The organism is Arthrobacter sp. (assembly GCF_031179385.1).
Classification (GTDB): domain Bacteria; phylum Actinomycetota; class Actinomycetes; order Actinomycetales; family Micrococcaceae; genus Arthrobacter_D.
Window position 1 is genome coordinate 50,990 of the sequence record NZ_JAPSHV010000001.1, and the last position, 18,158, is coordinate 69,147.

Here is an 18,158-nt window from a genome sequence, read left to right on the forward strand (position 1 = left end):
GCGCGAACACTTGGAGGGAAATGAACCGCACGGAAGAGCTTGTGGTCCTGGCGGACGACGACGGAACCCCCGTCGGCACCGAGGACAAGGCAACGGTTCATACCACCGCAACCCCGCTTCATCTCGCGTTTTCAACGCACGTCTACGACGACGACGGCCGCATCCTCATCACCCGTAGGGCCCTCAGCAAGCGGACCTGGCCGGGTGTCTGGACCAACTCGTTCTGCGGACATCCAGGGCCGGATGAAGCCACCGAGGACGCCGTGGTGCGGCGCGCCGAGCACGAGCTGGGCCTTCGACTGGACTCCGTGGAACTCCGTTTGCCTGACTTCCGCTACCGGGCGGTCGACGCATCCGGCGTGGTCGAGAACGAGATCTGCCCGGTCTACACCGCCCGCGCGGTGTCCCCGGTGAATCCCCGCGAAGACGAGGTCATGGAGTGGCAGTGGGCCGACCCCCTGCAGCTCACCACCGCCGTCGCCGCCGCACCCTGGGCGTTCAGTCCGTGGCTGACCCTGCAGCTGCCGCTGCTCTACCCCGAACGGTTCTCCTCACCCGCCGAGTGACGCCCGACGACGGCGCTCCCAGGCCTCGCCCAGAGTCCAGCGCCAGCGGTCCCACGGCGGGGCCGTGCGCCAATGCAGGGCCAGAGTGTGCACGGCGCGCGTGAAACGCAGCCAGCCCTTCCGGCCGCCGGCGAGCGCACGCGCGGAAATTCCCACCTGCAGCGACCTGTCGTACACCGTGCGCCGGCCGGGTTCGAGTGCGAAGCCGAAGTCGACGTCGTCGTGCACGTTCGGATCGTGCCGGTGGACGCGCTCGCGGACCGATAGCCAGTCGGAGCGGCGGAAAGCGCAATTGGAACCGAAGGGCGGCCAATGGCCGATGGCCAGCCCCATCGACACGAAGTAGCCCTGCATGTAGGCGACGGCGGCAACGCGTGCGCGGAGCGGGCTGGTGTCGTAGAAGACCCCCGGGCCGGTGAGGACCGCGAGATCCGGTTCGGCGTCGAAGCGAGCGGAGATACGTTGCAGCCAGTCCGCCGGCGGGATGGTATCCGCGTCGCAGCGCACGATGACGTCACCGGAGGCGGCGTCGTACCCGGTGGAGGCAGCTGCGGCGATCCCAGGAATGGACTCATGCACAACGGCGGCACCATGGCCAGCGGCCACAACTGCGCTGGTGTCTGTGGAGTTGTTGTCCACCACGATCACCTCGAGCGGCGCCAGTGTCTGCCCGGCGAGGGCTTCGAGGCAACGGGCCAGCGGTCCGGCGTCGTCTTTGCACGGGATGACCACTGACAGGGACGGCATGACCCCGATCCTAGCCGTGCACGTAGGCTGGAATCATGATCGCCGACCTGATCCGCCGGCCGGCCACGCACGCCGAAGTGGCAGCGGACGGCGTACGGGCCGTAGCCGTGCTCAGCACTATTGCCATGGTCTTCTGGTGGGGTCCGGTGGACTTCTGGGTCTTCTTCCTCGCGCTTGGCGGTCTCACGCTGTCGCGTTATGCCCGTCCGCACCCGGTGTTTGACGCCGTCTACGGGTGCGCACTGATTTTCGCCTGCTGGAGCAGCGTCCTGAACCTCTACGAGGTGATCTCCTGGTGGGACCTGTTGGTGCACTGCGTCTGCACCGGTCCCGTCGCCGGAATGGCCTATGTACTCGCCACGCACATCGGGCTGCTGCCGGCCGCCGGTAACTCTCGACGCGACCGCGCCGGCGTCGTTCTTCAGGTGGTGTTGCTCGGTATGGCGCTCAGCGTGCTGTGGGAGTTCGCGGAATGGACCGGCGACGCGTGGGTGACTGATGGTATTCACGTCACCTATCCGGACACCATGGGCGACCTCGCCGTTGCCACCCTCGGCTCGTTGGCCGCCGGGCTCCTCCTCGCTCGGCTGAAGAAGAAGGCGCCGAAGGACTCTTACGTCTGAGGTTCAGAGCGAAGGCCCATCCGCATCGGGGTTCCCGATGTCCGCCACCCGGCAGGCAGCCTCGAAGATCATCCACGCCTGCAGCTGCGTCGACAGTTCCACCGTTCCTGCGCCGGCGGATTCGCCCGGTCCAGCAGGAAAAACCCAAACAGTACGACGGCGCTGCCCGCCGGCTTCCCGCTCGCCGCGTCCCTCCCACAGGGCGCGCGCCGTCGTCGTGATGACGGTTCTCGCGAGCGTGCGCGTGAACTCCGGCAGCGCGGGTGATTCCGCCGCGAGGCCGAGGTAGCGGATGAGGATTCCGGTGAAGAGGCCGCCGTCGCCGCCGCCGTGGGTGCGCAGGGCGCCCGTCGGCAGCACGAGGTGCTTCGCTACAGCCAGAACGAGGTCGGATGCCCGCTGCAGGCTTGTGGGGTCTCCGAGCGCCAGAAGTGCGCCGAGGACCGGCCCCTGATTGTAGGTGTAGACGTCGGCCACCATGCGTTCGCCGGGCATGCGGATCCCGTCGAGGAGCAGACCGGTCGAGGGGTCCTGGAGCCGCGCGAAAAGCCAGTCGACCAGGCGCTCCGCCTCCTTCGTCCGCCCGACCCTGGCGAAATGCAGGGCCGCGGGGGCAGTGGCCGGCGTGTTCTTGAAGTCGCGGGACGTGTTCCAGAAGAGGCCGCCGCCAAGGTCCGGAGTATGGGCGGACGCCAAAACGGGGGTCAGGACGCGGAGCGGGCGCGTGCCTGCGATGTCAGCCGAGCGCCAGGCTGCGAGGGCCAGCCAAGCCATGTCGTCGTAGTAGCGATTGGTCCAGCGACCGCCGTTGCGCAGTCGGATGGTGCGCAGAAGGCGCCGCGCGCGCAAGCGGTGGGCGGCGCCGTCGTCGGTGTTCCCGGTTGCGCCTCCGGACCGCGCCTCGCGTTCCGCGGCATCGAGCAGGCAGTCGAGGTAGTGCGCCTGCCACCAGTAGTGCCACGGCGCCCTCGGCCGGGCGGGAAGGGCGACCCGCGCGAGGTGCGTGCCGGGCAGGCCGTACAGCCTGTGGCCGAAGGCTGCGGGTATCGAGGAGGAGGCGGCGGCTGCGGCCTCGCCGAAGGTGCTGGAGGGCTTACGGGTGGGCATAGAGACACCCTAGACCGCGCCGTCGTGCCCGTCTTTGAGCACTATGCACAGTGGCGGACACGGCGGATGAATCAGTGCGCTGCATCACAGTAGGCTCGGGAGAAAGCGGTTTGGCCTCGCTCACTCACGACGCAAAGGAGATGTCATGGACTGTGCAGGAACGGTGGCGCTGGTGACCGGGGGTGCGTCCGGGCTCGGCCGTGCAACCGCGCAGCGACTGCACGACGACGGCGCGGCGGTCGTGATTCTCGATCTGCCGCATTCGGACGGAGCCGGCTTCGCGGAGTCGCTGGGGGAGCGTGCCCGCTTCGTGCCGGCGGACGTGACGAGCGAGGAGGAGGTCCAGGCCGCTGTCGACGCGGCGTCAGAGCTCGGGCCGCTGCGCATCGTCGTGAACTGCGCGGGGGTGGCTACTCCCGGAAAGGTGCTGGGCAGGGAGGGTGTGTTGCCGCTCGAGCAGTTCAGCAAGGTCATCAACATCAACCTCATCGGTACCTTCAACGTGCTGCGGCTGGCAGCGGCGGCCATGGCGGCCACCGATCCGGTTCAGACTGAGACGGGGACCAGCGAGCGCGGGGTCATCATCAACACGGCCTCTGTCGCTGCCTTCGACGGGCAGATCGGGCAACCCGCGTACTCCGCATCGAAGGGGGCAGTGGCGGCCATGACCCTGCCGATCGCGCGGGAACTGGCGCGTTCCTTCATCCGCGTCATGACCATCGCTCCGGGCATCTTCGAGACGCCCATGATGGCCGGGCTGCCGCAGGAAGCCCAGGAATCCCTCGGGAAGCAGGTTCCGCACCCGTCCAGGCTCGGCAAGGCCACCGAATACGCTGCGCTGGTTGCACACATCGTGGAGAACCAGATGCTCAACGGTGAAACCATCCGGCTCGACGGTGCCATCCGCATGGCACCCAAATAGACCATCCCTTCGACTGCTATGCCCCGAAAGGACAGCTCAATGGAGAGCGGCCTCCCCAGCGCAGACTTCTACGGCTTCGAGTCCCTGCTCAGCGATGTCGAACGGGCGAAGCTCCGGGACGTCCGCGACTTCCTGGCCAAAGAGGTTGCCCCGTACGCAACCGACTGGTGGAACAGGGCCGAGTTCCCGCTGGAGGTGCTCCCGAAACTCGCCTCCCTCAACCTGAGCACCCCGGTGCAGCAGGGGTACAGCTACCTCTTCAGCGGTATGGTCATTGCCGAGCTGACCCGCGCCGATACCTCGCTGGCAACGTTCTTCATGGTGCACCACGACCTCTTTGTGGAGGCGCTGCACGAATTCGGCACGGAGGAGCAGAAATCCCGGCTGCTGGATGACGCCATGGATCTCACGATCACGGGCGCGTTCGCGCTCACGGAGCCCCTTCACGGTTCCGATGTGGCCGGCGGCATGGCCACCACGGCCACCCGTGACGGTGACACCTGGATCCTGAACGGTGCAAAGCGCTGGATCGGCAACGGCACTTTCTGCGACTACATGCTGCTGTGGGCCCGCGATACTGCGGACGGAGCCGTGCGGGGCTTCATTCTGGATGCGACCCTTCCCGGGGTGACACGGACGGCGATCGAGAACAAGATCGCGCTGCGCACCGTACAGAACGCCGACATCCTCCTGGACAACGTGCGGGTGTCCGAAACTGACCGTTTCGCGGGGATCAACAGTTTCACCGATACCAAACACCTGCTGCGCGGTTCGAGGATACTGGTGGGCTGGCAAGCGGTGGGGCAGCAGTTGGCGGCGTTCGACGCAGCCCGGGCGTACGCCGTCGAGCGCCAGCAGTTCGGGCGTCCACTGGCAGGCTTCCAGCTCATCCAGCAGCAGCTGGTGCGAATGCTCGGGAACACCACGGCGAGCCTTGGCATGATGGCGCGCGTGGCGCAGCTGCAGCAGGACGAGCATCTGGGACCGCAGGGGCTTCCGCACAGCGGAGCCGACATGGCGCAGGCTGCGCTCGCCAAGTCCTACACCTCCTCGTTGATGCGGGAGACAGTGGCCCTGGGCCGATCGATCTTCGGCGGCAACGGGATCGTGACTGACTTCGGGATGGCGAAGATTTTCGCCGACGCCGAAGCCATTTTCACCTACGAAGGTTCCTTTGAAATCAACACACTGATTGTCGGGCGGGCGGTCACGGGAGTCTCGGCCATTCTTTGAATGCCTGGGTTGCGGTTGCCGCGGCGGACCATTTCACACCACAGTGGAGTATGAGTACCGATGCATCCCTCCCGATGCTTACTGTGCGGGAGACCGCGGCGGTCCTGACGAACGTCTTCGCGCCGAATATTGCAAAAGGCCCGATCATCAGGCGGCCGAAGGTGGTCGCGCTCAGCGAAAAGCTGCGGCTGGATGAACGGGCTGTTGCCACGGTGAAAGCGCTGTCTGAGAAATACCCGCAGTCCCCAGTGCTCCTCCGGTTGCCGCTGCGTCGCCAGGCGATTGTGCTCGAGCCGCGGGACGTCCACCGTATCCTGGCCGAGAGCCCTGACCCGTTCGCCACTGACAGCAGCGAAAAGAAGGCTGCCCTGGCACACTTTCAGCCGCGGAACTCACTTGTCTCCCATGGGGCGGAGCGAAGTGTGCGACGGGCCCTGCAGGACCAGGTGCTCGACAGCGCCAGCCCAGTCCACCACCTTGCGGAACCATTCCTTCGAGTCGTGGCCGAAGAGGCCGAAGACCTACTGGCCGCATCGAGGGCGACAGGGGTTCTGGCCTGGGACGAGTTCATCCGCAGCTGGTACCGAATGGTGAGGCGGATCGTCTTCGGCGACGCCGCGGCCGACGATCACGAGTTGACGGATATGCTCCAGCAGCTGCGCGCCGACGCCAACTGGGCGTTCCTCAAGCCCCGAAGGAGGAAGCTTCGCGCTGAGTTTCTTGCCGCCGTCGAACGCCGGATGCAGTCGGCACCTCCGGGCAGCCTCGCCGCAGTGACGGCGGGAGCGAACCCGCCGGACGACGCCGCTCCCCGCGAACAGATTCCGCAGTGGCTGTTCGCCTTCGACCCGGCAGGGATGGCAACGTTCCGCAGCCTTGCTGCAATAACAGCTCACCCCGGGGTGCTCTCACGGGTGGCCGAGGAGGTTGCTGAGGCCCACGGCCAACGCAGTTACCTTCCATGGCTTCGCGCATGTGTCCTGGAGTCGCTGAGGCTGTGGCCCACCACGCCGATGGTTCTCCGGCAGACCACCGCCGACGTCGAGTGGGAGACAGGCACCATCCCTGCGCACTGTGGTGTGCTCATCTACGCTCCCTTCTTCCACCGGGATGAGCGCACGGTTCCAAACCCGCATGCGTACACTCCGGAACGGTGGCTGAATGACGACGACGGCGACTGGGCACTCATTCCCTTCAGCGACGGCCCTGCGGCATGCCCGGGACGCCACCTGGTGTTGATGCTCACCAGCGCCTTCCTGTCGCACCTTCTCGGCGGATCGGCGTTGAAGCTCGAGTCTCCCGGGCGGCTCAAGGTGGGCGGACGGCTGCCTGGAACGCTGGACAATTATTCCTTGCGCTTCGTGGTCGAGGCGAACGCTCCCCAGATGTGACGAGGTCCTCGCCGTTCCACGGAATGCTGGGGAGGGTCCGCACGGTTCTTCTGGGGGAAGCAGAACCGATGGAAGGAAATCCCCAGTGAAGGCAGTGTTCTATTCGAAGTACGGCGACCCCGGCGTCCTTGAGTACGGTGAGCAGCCGGAGCCGAAGGTGGGCCCGGACACGGTCCTCGTCGAAATCAAGGCAACCTCAGTCAATCCCGTCGACTGGAAGGTGATGGGCGGCTACCTTGACGGCGCACTCACGGCGCACTTCCCGGTCATTCCCGGATGGGACGTTTCCGGCGTCGTCATTCAGCCAGGGCCCGCCGTCCCCGAGTTTGCTGCCGGCGACGAGGTCTTCGGCTACGTCCGGATGGACACCGTCGGCCAGGGGACCTTCGCGGAACGGGTGTCCGCCCCGGTCCGCACCCTCGCTCGCAAGCCCTCGAACCTCTCCTGGGCGGAGGCGGCCACGATTCCACTCACCGGACTCACAGCCCTGCAGACACTGGATGCACTGGACGTGTCGGACGGTGACACGGTGCTCGTCCACAACGGCGCCGGCGGCGTGGGCACGCTCGGCATCCAGATCGCTCGGTCGCGCGGCGCCAGGGTCATTGCCTCCGCGTCGGAGCGCAACCACGACTTCCTCCGCGAACTGGGTGCTGAGCCCCTAGTTTACGGGGATGGGATCGCTGACCGGGTCCGGAAGATTGCCCCGGACGGCGTGAGCGCCGTCGTCGATTTCGTTGGCGGTGCCGATTGGCAGGCATCCCTCGACGTCCTCAACCAGCCGGGACGGGTGGCATCCATCGCCGACGCGAAGGTGAAGGAACACGGCGGACGGTATGTGTTTGTGCGTCCGGACGCACAGGGTTTGTCTACGCTCGCGGACCTCATCGAGGCAGGCCACGTGAAACCTGTGCTCGCCGCCACCTACCCTTTGGAGCAGGCCGCGGAGGCGTTTACCGCGAATATGGCGGGCCATACGCGCGGGAAGATCGCGCTCACGGTCGGCTGATGCGTCCGGGATGAGTCAGCGGGAACGGCTGGTCGGCGCACATGCGCCAGCCGTTCCCGAGGCTCAGCGCCGGTCGTCGGGGCGGCCGAACCGTCCGGGGTACTCGTCGTAAAAGTCATCGTCGTCGTCCTCGTCATCCAGGTTGAGCGGCGGAAGGTTCGCAGTCTGACGACGGCGAAGGGCCCGCCGGTAGGAATGATCCACGCGGTGGCGGCGCGAGCCTGACGTGATGAGGAGCAGGAATGCCGCGAGTGCCGCGGTGCCCGCTATGAGCAGGGACTGTGGTTGCCCGATGATGCGTTCCACCACGATCCAGCCGATGCCCCAAACCACGGCGAGAGCGACGGCGATGCGCCCGCGGTCCGTGGAGCACACGACGCTTCCAATGACGACGACGATCCCCAGCCCCACAAGCGCCCACCGGAAGTCGTCATCCCACAGCCACGAAAAGCCGTTCAGGGAGAGCACCGCAGCACAGTGGCTCAGCGCCGTGAACCCGGTCCAGCCAAGGAAAAGCCCAAGCGGTACATCGACGAGTGAGCCCTCCGTCGAGGTGGCGGCCGGCCAGCGGTTAAGCCACCGCAGGGAGAACAGCAGCAGGACAAGCAGGACGCCATGCAGGATCAGGCTTTCGAGGTACAGTCCGGCCGAAATCATGAGGGCCAAGCCGAAGTTCAGCAGTACCGCGGCCATCACAACCCAGCCCAGCCTGCGGTGCCGCGGACTGTTTGATTCGCCGGGCAGCCATTGGTGCACCACATACCCCACCAGGCCGAGCCCGATCAGCGCCCAGATAGCCAAGGCGTAGCGGTGGGGCGAGAGGAGCGAAAGATCGGGCCGGAAGAGATCGACCGTCCAGATCTCGGTTCCGCCGAACAACCCCGCCGCCCAGGCGGTGCCTGCCAACGATCCGAGGACCACGACAGTGACCAGAATGCGCCGGACCACGTCCAGCGGCCAGGAGCGAACGTTCGCAGCGGCTGACCGGGAAGCCGACGCCGTCCACTGTGCAGTACGCTTCCCGGATTGAGCTGCCCACGCCGAGGCAGCGCTGGAAGCAGTCCTGAGTTTCTCTGCGCGAGCCGCCTTCAGCTCTTCTTCTCGTGTCTTTGATGGTGTTGCGTCGGCGCCCTGGTCCTGACGTTCCTGGCCCGGCCGTTCCTGGCCCGGCCGCCCGGTGGGGCCCGAGTCCGACGTGCCGCCGGCGGGAGGACTGGAAGGGGTGGGCGCCGTGACCGGCGCGTCCGAGGGTGCGGCGACCGTCGCCGTCGTGCTGGTGGCGTCGCGATCGTCCGAAGGAACGGGCGTCTTCGGACGTGCTGCCTTCAGCCTCTCAATGACGCTGGTCGTCTCGCTCAGTGGGGGTGGAGGAACCGCTTCGGGTGTCTTCCGGGGCGGGACGGGCGGGGGTTGGGGCAGCCGGTGGTTGGACGGAGTCGGCATGCTCATGTGTCTTTCGGACCTCCCGGCGTTGCTTCAGCGCGAAGAACGCTGCAATGATCAGTCCCACCAGAGTACCCACCCCCATTCCCAGAAGTGCGCTAGCCCACATGGGGAAGCCCGTTGTGGCATCGGAGATGTAGCCCAGGCCGACCAGCCAGACGGACCACAGGATTCCGCCGAGTGCAGCGAATCCCAGGAACGGACGGAGGGGGAGTTCAGCTATCCCGGCGGCTGCAATCCCTGCGGTCCGCCCGCCGGGGAGGAAGCGGAGCGCAACCAGGCCGGCGTAGGTGGGGGACTTTCCGGCTTTCTCGACTGCGCCTCGGATCCCGCGGTGGACGGCCCGGCCCCAGCGGAAGCGGTCCAGCCAGTGTGTCAGCTTTCTTCGGAAGAGCAGGTAGAGCGCGAGGTCGCCCAGCAGGCTACCGGTAGCGGCTGTCAGGAGGGACACGGGCAGCAGCACGGACCCCTCAGAGGCCAGCGATCCGGACGCGATGACCAGGAATTCGGACGGCATAATGGGCGCGAAGACGTCGGCCACAACTACGAGCAGTGTGACCGGATGAATCATCAGGGACCACTCTGCGAGCGTCGACAGGTCCACCTGTACCAATTTACAGGGCGCTGTTCGCACACGACCCTTCGGTACGCAGTTTGGTCTGCGTCAGGATTTGGTCTGCGTCAGGCGAGTGCCGCCTCAGGCGAGTGCGGAGAGTTCCAGGCCGCTGGTGAACGACGTCGGCCGGAAGGAGAGCGGGTCGACGAACTCGATGTGCCGGGCGAGGAGCTGGAGCGGCTTCGAATAGTCATCGTCCTGCTGGGGGAGCAGCACCGGGTAGAACGGGTCGTTCAGAATCCCGAGACCCAGCCCGGCCATGTGCAGCCGGAGCTGGTGGGTCTTGCCCGTGTGCGGCTGCAGCCGGTACCGGCCCATACCGTTGCGTTCCTCGAGGAGCTGGACGCGGGTTTCGGCATTCGGCTCGCCGGGAACCTCCTGAGCGAGGAGGTAGTCCCGTGACTTCACGATGCGGCTGTGAACAGTGCGCGGGCGGATGTCGAGTTGCAGCGACGGATCGATGGGTGCGGCGGCCTCATACTCCTTGCGGATCCGCCGATTCTCGAACAGGAGCTGGTACGCACCGCGGGTGGCGGGGTTCGTCGAGAACATGAGGATTCCCGCCGTCATACGGTCGAGGCGGTGCATCGGAATCAGGTCCGGCAGGTCGAGTTGGACCCGCAGCCTCACGAGCGCCGATTCAGCGACATACATGCCGCCGGGTGTGGTGGGGAGGAAATGCGGTTTGTCCACCACCAACAGGTTCTCGTCCTGGTGCAGGATGCTCAATTCCACCGGGAGTCGCTTCTCAACCGGCAGTTCCCGGTAGTACCAGATGAAGGTGTGCTCGGTGAGGGGCGTGTGGCGCGTCAGGCGCTCGCCGCCGAGCGCAACCACCTCGCCGCGGTCGAAGCGCTCGGCAATGCCATCCGGATCCACGTGGTTCCAGCGGTCGAGGATGTACTCAAGGGCCGTGCTCCACGGGCCTTCCGAGGGGAGGCGCAGCCGCGTGGCGTTGACGCCGTTGCGGACCGGGAGCGGAGATTGCATCACCTATCAAGGGTAGCTAACCCTTCCGCGCTCGATATAAACCGGTCAGCACCCGGTGACGCGGTAGAGCGCTGCTGTTCCCTCACTGTCCACGCGCTCAAACCCGTTTTCCCGGGTGAGGTCCTCCAAGCCCGCTGCCCTTTCGGTCTCGCCCGGGTGCACGGAGCTGATGCCGAAGTCGAGGACGTAGCGCACTCCCGTTTCTTCGACCGCGGGGCAAACCTCCGGGTTGGTGGACATCTCGTCCAGGGCGGCGAAGACAACCTTGCCGGCAGCCGATGATGGGAGGACCCCGTACGGAAGCAGGGTGGGGATGCCCGTGTAGGAGTAGGACAGGGAGGCTCCCGTCAGCGGCACCCCGACAATGACCGCGCCCTCCTCAACCTTCTCGGGCAACCGCTGGATGAGCGCCAGTTCCTGGCTGGTCAGCAGCTGCGAATTCTCCGTAAAGCGGTACTTTGCGGCCGCTTCCGTGACCCCTCGCTGAACCGCACCCAGCGGCGCCAGCGCCACTCCGACGAGCAGCAGTACGACGACGACGGCGGCCGCACGCTTCCTGCTTCCACCCTGCCCACGCAGGAAGGAACGCACCGCCGGTCGTCGGGCAGCGACGTCGATGAGTGCGACAGCTCCAAGCGACGCGAGGATGATCCCGGCCACCGGCAGCATGGCGCTGATCCTGAAGAAGTCGTTGTACCAGACGCCGGCTACGATCCACCGCAGGTCCGGCACTTCCTTCCAGTTCGCGACAACGAACAGCATCGCCGCCAGCGCGTACAGGGCCAGTGTCCAGCGGTGGCGCCTGCGACGAAGAACGACGACGGCTCCGGCAAGAGTCAGGGCGGCGGCAAGATACGCGGGGGGCCGGTAGAGCGGCGAATGCAGGACCACCTCGACGAGGGCCTGGCCCGCGTTGCCGAGTTCGTCCCAATTGTCTGAACTGCTCCGTGCCGGGCGCAGGTTCATCCAGGCGACCGCAAGCACCGCCAGGAATGCGCCGGTCGGCAGCAGCGTCTTCCACGGAGCCTTGTTGTCCCTGCGCAGGCGGCTGTAGGCGGCGGCGAGGACCATCGGCAGGCTGAGGCCCAGAGCGCCGACGAGCGATGACGGATGGGCGAGGGCCAGCCCGGGGAGAACGCCCAACAGCAGCAGGAGGTTGCCGGCCGTCGTGGTACGCAGGGGTGAACCGACGCGCATCAGCTGCACCACGAGCCCGAGTACCGCCGGCAGCAAGGCGAGAGACAGCATGAAGGGGTAAACCACGCCGAACTCGTACAGCAGGTAGGGGAAGCTGCTGTAGGCGCCGGACAATACGGCCGCACTCAGCAGGGCCGCGCGGCGCTCGCCGGTGACCCGCGTGACGAGGAAGAGGCAGCCGAAGGACCAGACCGTCAGGACAATGGCAAGGTTCACCACGTTGATGGCCGCCGGGATGGACAGGCCAGATGACATCAGCACCACCGCGACCAGCGCATGCCAGCCCGCGGGATAGAAGGTGGGTGCCCGCGTTCCGAGGTACCCAAGGTTCGGTGAGGACGCGTTGCCGCTTTCCGCAATGTAACGAATGGCGTTGAGGTGGAAGATGTTGTCGTGCGACTGTGCGATGTTCTCCGGGTTACCGAAGATCCACAGTGTGATCAGACCGACGGGTAAAGCTGCAACACCCCACGCAATCAGGGTCCGGCGCAGCGGTCCGCCGGGGTCCATTGCGAGGGCATCCCGAAACCGCCGGCGGATCAGCCACAACACCAGGGCAACGCCGGCGGAGACGCCGAAGAGAGGCCCCAGCGACCAGCGCACGCCGGCCAGGGAGGCAACTTCCGACGCGACGACGACGGCGGTCACACTCAGAGGGCCGGCGAGGGCCAGCAGGGTGAGGCGCCGCAGGCCGAGGATCGCACCCCAAAGCAAGCCCGGACCAAGGAGAACCACTAGCGCCACGAGGAAGCCGGGGAGCGCGCTGAACCAGCTCATGGTCTCCCTCGGTAGGCGGTACGGATGGTCAAACGGGTGCCGGTGAGTGTCAGCGTTACGCTGAAACCCGTGCCGGTTGGCAGTGGGGGCAGTGGTAGAGCACGCGTTGTTCGAGCTCGTTGTCCCCGAGTTCACTGCGGACCACCCGAGTTCCGCACCGAAGGCATCCCCGGTCGGTCCGCCCGTATACCCACAGCGGATCGCGAAGCATTGATCCCGTGGTGACGCGGGTTGACCGCTCCTTGTTCACGTCAAGCAGACGATGCGCCAGCTCCACCATCCGCGGCAGGTTCTTCACCTCACCCACCGGTGTGAGCGGATGCTCGCCGGCAAGAAAGCACAACTCGCACCGGTACACGTTACCGATTCCTGCGAGATTCCGCTGGTCGAGGAGGGCAAGGCCGATGGGACGGTCGGGATCTGAGCGCAGCCGGCGGAGCGCTTCTTCCGCGTTCCAGTCAGGTCCGAGGAGGTCAGGACCAAGGTAGCCGACGGCGTCGTCCTCCTCTGCCTGGGCAATCACCCGCAGGAAACCGAGCTCGAACCCCACCACCGCGTTCGTGTCGGTTTCGAGGATGCACCGGGCCTTGAAGGCCGGTCGGCGCCACTTCCCGCCGCGGGGGTATACGTGCCAGAGGCCCTCCATTTTCAAGTGGGAGTGGATACTCCACTCGTCCTCCACCCGGATGAGCAGGTGCTTGCCGCGGGCGGTGACATTGCGCACCGTGCGTCCGGTGAAGTCCACCGTGGCGAAACGGGGCACCCGGATGTCGCACCGGGTGAGTTCCTTGCCCCGGAGTGCGCGATCGAGGTCGCGGGCGGCCCGCCAGACGGTATCTCCCTCAGGCACGGATCCTCAATCCACGCGGTGTGCTGTAGAAGCCGGCGTCGCCAAGGGCACGTCCGGCCGGGGAATCGAGGGCGGACTCACCGTTGATCTTCTCGACGGCCATCTTGTCTGCTGCGCCGTGTCGGATGGCTGTGACCAGCGCCTCCGCTGCCGCTGTGAGGGCATCCGTGTCTTCGGTGTACGTCAGCATGGTCTTCCCACCGCGCTCCACATACAGGGCGAGCTGTCCGTCGACGAGCACCACCAGGGCGCCGGCCTTTCGGCCCGGGCGGTGACCGCCGTCGTGTGCAGGCCAGCCCAGCGCCGCGCCGAACGGGTTGGCCGGATCGGTGGCGGCAAGGGCAACGGCGGCCGGCTTCTTCGCCACGGCGGCATCCGGGCGGGCATCGGCGCTGAAGGAGCGGAGCCGGTCGACCGTCGACGGCACGGCGAATTGGGCGGCGCCGAGGTGCTCGATGAAGTAGCCGCGGCGGCAGCGTCCCATCTCCTCCAGGCGGGAGAGCATTTTGTACATCAACCCGAATCCGCCGGGGATACCCTCGCTGGCGACGGACCCGCGGGTGAGGATCCCGTAGCGATCCATGAGCAGCTCAGCCGTGGCGTGCGCCTGGATGGTGGTGTCGCCTTCGACGGCAGGAAGCAGGGACCACCGGCCGGCCACCTGTGGAGGAGTGCTGCGCTGGTAGCCTGTGCCGCCGTCGTTCGCGGCCGACAACCCCGCAGTCCGCAGACTGCTGCCGGTGAGCGACGGCGCCCTGCCCAACCGCCCCATCCTCGCCGTCCGTGCTCGCGGGGTGGGGGTGCGCTGTTTGTGGGCGGTCTTCCCGCCGGCCAGCAGGGAGCGCACAGGTGTGAACGTGTCATTGCCGATCCGTCCGGCCCACACCAGGTCCCACAGGGCGGCGGTCACCGTGCCGTCGGCGGGCTGATTGCCGTTGGTCAGCCCCTGCACCAATTGGCGGAAGAAGTACGCGCCACCGCCGGCGAGCAGTTCCAGGAGTTCCTGCTGCAGCGCGGTGGGCTCGAACTCCGGATCCGGCCGCAGGGTCAGTGGGGCGTTCTCCGCCAGATGAAGCGAGATCCAGCCGTCATTGCCGGGAAGGGACCCGGCGCCGGACCACACGACCTCACCTGTTGCGGCCAGCTCATCGAGCATGGCCGGGCTGTAGTTGGACACGCGCGAACGGAGGATGAGCGGTTCCCAGGCCGAAGCGGGGATGGGCACACCGGACAGTTGGTCGATGACAGTGGCGACACCGTCGAGCCCGCGCAGACCCGAGCCGACGTGCTGCCATGCAGGCAGGAACCGGCCGTATGCCGCAGGGTCCACTGGCTCGACCTCGTGCCGCAGGGCCGCCAGGGAACGGCGCCGGAGCCGCCGCAGGACCTCCGTGTCACACCACTCACTTGAGGCGGCCTGATGGTCGGGCGCGGACTCGGTCGGGCGGAACTCGCCTTCCACCACCCGGCCGTCTGCGGAAAGCCGCTGCAGGGCAGTCACGACGACGGCGACACCCAGTCCCAGCCGTGCTGCGGCTTCGGCGGCGGTGAAGGGACCGTGGGTGCGGGCATAACGGCCGATCAGATCGCCGAGCGGGTCCGGCACCGGTTCGATGAACGCCAGCGGGACACCCATCGGCAGCGGCACGCCGAGGGCGTCACGCAGCCGGGCGGCGTCTTCCACTGCAGCGATGCGCTCGGCGCCGGCTACGTTCACGCGCAAGGCCCGATTCGCCTTGACGAGGGCGTCCACGTGATCGGTGGCGGCGTCCGGGTCCTCGGACCGTTCGGCGATCTCGGCGGCGGTCAACGGCCCGAGCAACCGCAGGAGATCGGCAACGCCCTCAAGCCCGCGCGCCTTCCTGTCTGGAGCAAGGCGCTGCAGTTCCTGCTCGGTGTCCGCGATAACGCCGGCGTCGAGCAGCTCGCGCAGTTCGGCTCGGCCAAGGAGTTCGTTGAGGAGCGTGGGGTCGAGGGACAGAGCGGCCGCCCGGCGTTCCGCGAGCGGGGAATCGCCCTCGTAGAGGAAGGAGGCTACATAACCGAACAGCATGGTGCGGGCGAACGGCGAGGGCTGCGAGGTTGTGGTCTCGACAATCCGCAGTTCCCGGCGGTCGATCTGCCCGGCGATGTCCTTCAGCGCAGGGAGATCATAGACGTCCTGCAGGCATTCGCGCACTGTCTCGAGGATGATCGGGAAGGTGGGGAATTTGCGCGCCACGTCCAGCAACTGGGCCGAGCGTTGCCGCTGCTGCCACAGCGGGCTGCGCTTTGAAGGATTCTGGCGGGGCAGCAGCAGCGCCCTTGCCGCGCACTCCCGGAACCGGGACGCGAAGAGCGCCGAACCGCCCACCTGCGCCGTGACGATGCCGTCCAGTTCTTCGGCGTCGAAGAGGAACAGGTCAGCGCCGGGCGGCTCGTCTTCCATGAGGGGAACGCGCAGCACGATGCCGTCGTCGGAAGCCATGGCTGAGCCGTCCATCCCGTACCGCTGTTCGAGCCTTGCTCCGACGGCCAGCGCCCAGGGTGCGTGAACCGGCATGCCGAAGGGGCTGTGAAGGACAACCCGCCAGTCGCCGAGCTCGTCATGGAAGCGCTCGACTACAAGGGTGCGGTCGCTGGGAACGACCTCCGTGGACTGCTGCTGCTCCCGGAGATAGGCCAGAAGGTTGCCGGAGGCCCATTCGTCGAGGCCGCTTGCGGTGCACCTCGCGGTGGCGTCCTCATCCGACGCGTTGGTCAGCTCCCGGACGAACTTCCCAAGGGCGCGGCCGAGTTCCACCGGGCGGCCGAGGGAGTCGCCCTTCCAGAAGGGAAGCTTGCCCGGTTGACCGAAGGCAGGGGACACCAGCACGCGGTCGTGGGTGATGTCCTCGATGCGCCAGCTGGTGGCGCCGAGGGCGAAGACGTCACCGACGCGTGACTCGTAGACCATCTCCTCGTCCAGCTCGCCGACCCGACGCCCGCCCCGGTTCGACCCGGCGTCCTCGGAACCGACAAGGTAGACGCCGAACAGGCCGCGGTCCGGGATGGTGCCACCGGAGGTGACTGCCAGCCGCTGTGCACCCGGCCGGCCGGTGATCGTCCCCTCGACGCGGTCCCAGACGATCCGGGGCCGCAGCTCGGCGAACTCGTCCGAGGGGTACCGTCCGGCGAGGAGATCGAGCGTTGCTTCGAAGGCGGAGCGAGGGAGGGTAGCGAACGGTGCTGATTTCCGGACGACGTCGAACCATTCCTCGACGTCGATGGTATCGAGAGCCGCCGCCGCAACGGTCTGCTGCGCGAGGATATCGAGGGGGTTGGTAGGGATGTACAGCGGTTCGATCTGACCGGCGAGCATTCTCTCGACCGTGACCGCGGTGTTCACGAGGTCGCCGCGGTGCTTCGGGAAGAGCACGCCCTCGGACACCTCGCCAACCTGGTGGCCAGCCCGGCCAACACGCTGCAGCCCGCTGGCCACGGAGTGCGGCGACTCCACCTGGATGACCAGGTCCACCGCGCCCATATCGATCCCCAGCTCGAGCGAGGACGTCGCGACGACGCAGCGCAGGCGGCCTGACTTCAGATCATCTTCGATCAGGGCACGCTGATCCTTGGACACGGAGCCGTGGTGTGCCCGAGCGAGCAACGGCTCTGCACCTTCCGTCTGCCCGGCCTGCGCCATCACCTCGGCAGGAGGGCGCTGCGGCTCGGCCTTCTCCCCAGGCGCAGCCGCACCCGGCGAATCCCAGAATGAAGCCGCTTCGAGACGCTCAGCGTGGATCTCGTTCAACCGGGCCGTCAGCCGCTCGGCCAGACGGCGGGAATTCGCGAAGACGATCGTTGACCGCTTGGTCTCGATGAGATCCACGATCTTCTCTTCGACATGTGGCCAGATACTCGGCGACGGGGTAGGGCCGCCGTCGTCATCCGAGGCAGGTGAACCGCCCAGCTCCGTCATGTCCTCCACGGGCACGGTGACGGTGAGGTCCCAGGACTTCTTGGACGGTGGTGCCACTATTTCCACGGGAGCGTCCCCGGCGAGGAAGCGGGCGACCGTCTCCTTCGGTTCGACTGTTGCCGACAGGCCGATGCGCTGTACGGGCTTGTCGAGCATCGCGTCAAGCCTCGCCAGGGAAACGGCGAGGTGCGCTCCGCGCTTTGTTCCGGCGACGGCGTGGACCTCATCGATGATGACCGTGTCCAGGTCCGTCAGCGTTTCCCTTGCCCGTGAGGTGAGCATCAGGAAAAGTGACTCTGGTGTGGTGATCAGGATGTCGGGAGGGCGGGTGAGCAGCGTACGGCGCTCGGCCTGCGGGGTGTCACCGGATCGAACGCCGACGGTGACGGAGGGTGCGGGAAGTTCGAGCCGCTTGGCCGTCTGCGTGATGCCGATCAACGGCGCGCGAAGATTCCGCTCCACGTCCACGCCGAGAGCCTTCAGCGGTGAGATGTAGAGGACGCGGGTTGATCGTTTACCCTCGACCGGCCGGGCTATGAAGCTGTCCAGCGCCCAGAGAAACGCAGCGAGGGTTTTCCCCGACCCGGTGGGTGCAACGACAAGCGCGTGGGACCCGGCGGACACCGCGTTCCACGCGCCTTCCTGTGCGGGCGTGGGTGCGGAGAAGGCGCCCTCAAACCACTGGCGTGTGGCGGGCGTGAATTTCCCTAGCACCGATGTCATCGACTCATCATCTCCTACCCTTCC

The 18,158-nt window shown here is 66.8% G+C and carries 14 protein-coding genes; 6 read left to right on the top strand and 8 right to left on the bottom strand.

The features are described from left to right. Window positions 1-20: 20 nt before the first annotated feature. Entirely contained in the window at window positions 21-566 is a 546-nt protein-coding gene (gene idi, locus RIF85_RS00265; RefSeq protein WP_309069901.1) for an isopentenyl-diphosphate Delta-isomerase, read from the top strand. On the opposite strand, the gene RIF85_RS00270 is transcribed toward idi, so the two are convergent. Then, entirely contained in the window at window positions 552-1,313 is a 762-nt protein-coding gene (locus RIF85_RS00270; protein ID WP_309069902.1) for a glycosyltransferase family 2 protein, read from the bottom strand. The genes idi and RIF85_RS00270 overlap by 15 nt on opposite strands. 35 nt (window positions 1,314-1,348) lie before the next feature. Between RIF85_RS00270 and RIF85_RS00275 the strand changes: the two genes are divergently transcribed. After that, window positions 1,349-1,936: a hypothetical protein gene (locus tag RIF85_RS00275; protein ID WP_309069903.1), complete on the top strand. Its 588-nt coding sequence runs from the start codon at window positions 1,349-1,351 to the stop codon at window positions 1,934-1,936. A 3-nt stretch (window positions 1,937-1,939) separates the two neighbouring features. On the opposite strand, the gene RIF85_RS00280 is transcribed toward RIF85_RS00275, so the two are convergent. Then, on the bottom strand, window positions 1,940-3,043 hold the full coding sequence (locus RIF85_RS00280; RefSeq protein WP_309069904.1) for a glycoside hydrolase family 76 protein: 1,104 nt from the start codon (window positions 3,041-3,043) through the stop codon (window positions 1,940-1,942). A gap of 145 nt (window positions 3,044-3,188) precedes the next feature. Between RIF85_RS00280 and RIF85_RS00285 the strand changes: the two genes are divergently transcribed. The 4 genes from RIF85_RS00285 (at window position 3,189) to RIF85_RS00300 (ending at window position 7,598) form a co-directional block, all read left to right on the top strand. Continuing rightward, window positions 3,189-3,965, top strand: coding sequence for a 3-hydroxyacyl-CoA dehydrogenase (locus RIF85_RS00285; RefSeq protein ID WP_309069905.1), 777 nt, complete (start codon window positions 3,189-3,191; stop codon window positions 3,963-3,965). A gap of 39 nt (window positions 3,966-4,004) precedes the next feature. After that, complete coding sequence (locus RIF85_RS00290; protein ID WP_309069906.1) at window positions 4,005-5,198, top strand: acyl-CoA dehydrogenase family protein; 1,194 nt, start codon at window positions 4,005-4,007, stop codon at window positions 5,196-5,198. Window positions 5,199-5,248: 50 nt separating this feature from the next. Continuing rightward, window positions 5,249-6,589 carry a cytochrome P450 gene (locus tag RIF85_RS00295; protein ID WP_309069907.1) on the top strand — a complete coding sequence of 447 codons (1,341 nt, stop codon included), beginning with the start codon at window positions 5,249-5,251 and terminating at the stop codon, window positions 6,587-6,589. Between the two features lie 85 nt (window positions 6,590-6,674). After that, window positions 6,675-7,598: an NADP-dependent oxidoreductase gene (locus RIF85_RS00300; RefSeq protein WP_309069908.1), complete on the top strand. Its 924-nt coding sequence runs from the start codon at window positions 6,675-6,677 to the stop codon at window positions 7,596-7,598. Between the two features lie 63 nt (window positions 7,599-7,661). Here the strand turns inward: RIF85_RS00300 and RIF85_RS00305 are convergent, their stop codons facing one another. The 6 genes from RIF85_RS00305 to RIF85_RS00330 form a co-directional block, all read right to left on the bottom strand. Beyond that, entirely contained in the window at window positions 7,662-9,047 is a 1,386-nt protein-coding gene (locus RIF85_RS00305) for a hypothetical protein (protein ID WP_309069909.1), read from the bottom strand. Then, window positions 8,932-9,645, bottom strand: coding sequence for a VTT domain-containing protein (locus RIF85_RS00310; RefSeq protein ID WP_309069910.1), 714 nt, complete (start codon window positions 9,643-9,645; stop codon window positions 8,932-8,934). Before RIF85_RS00310 ends, RIF85_RS00305 begins: the two co-directional genes overlap by 116 nt. A 93-nt stretch (window positions 9,646-9,738) precedes the next feature. Then, window positions 9,739-10,647 carry an RluA family pseudouridine synthase gene (locus tag RIF85_RS00315; protein WP_309069956.1) on the bottom strand — a complete coding sequence of 303 codons (909 nt, stop codon included), beginning with the start codon at window positions 10,645-10,647 and terminating at the stop codon, window positions 9,739-9,741. A 45-nt stretch (window positions 10,648-10,692) separates the two neighbouring features. After that, complete coding sequence (locus tag RIF85_RS00320; RefSeq protein ID WP_309069911.1) at window positions 10,693-12,621, bottom strand: DUF6541 family protein; 1,929 nt, start codon at window positions 12,619-12,621, stop codon at window positions 10,693-10,695. A 55-nt stretch (window positions 12,622-12,676) separates the two neighbouring features. Then, window positions 12,677-13,471, bottom strand: coding sequence for a DNA-formamidopyrimidine glycosylase family protein (locus tag RIF85_RS00325; protein WP_309069912.1), 795 nt, complete (start codon window positions 13,469-13,471; stop codon window positions 12,677-12,679). Continuing rightward, window positions 13,464-18,134 (bottom strand): ATP-dependent helicase, encoded by a 4,671-nt coding sequence (locus RIF85_RS00330; protein WP_309069913.1) that lies wholly within the window; start codon window positions 18,132-18,134, stop codon window positions 13,464-13,466. Before RIF85_RS00330 ends, RIF85_RS00325 begins: the two co-directional genes overlap by 8 nt. Window positions 18,135-18,158 lie beyond the last annotated feature (24 nt).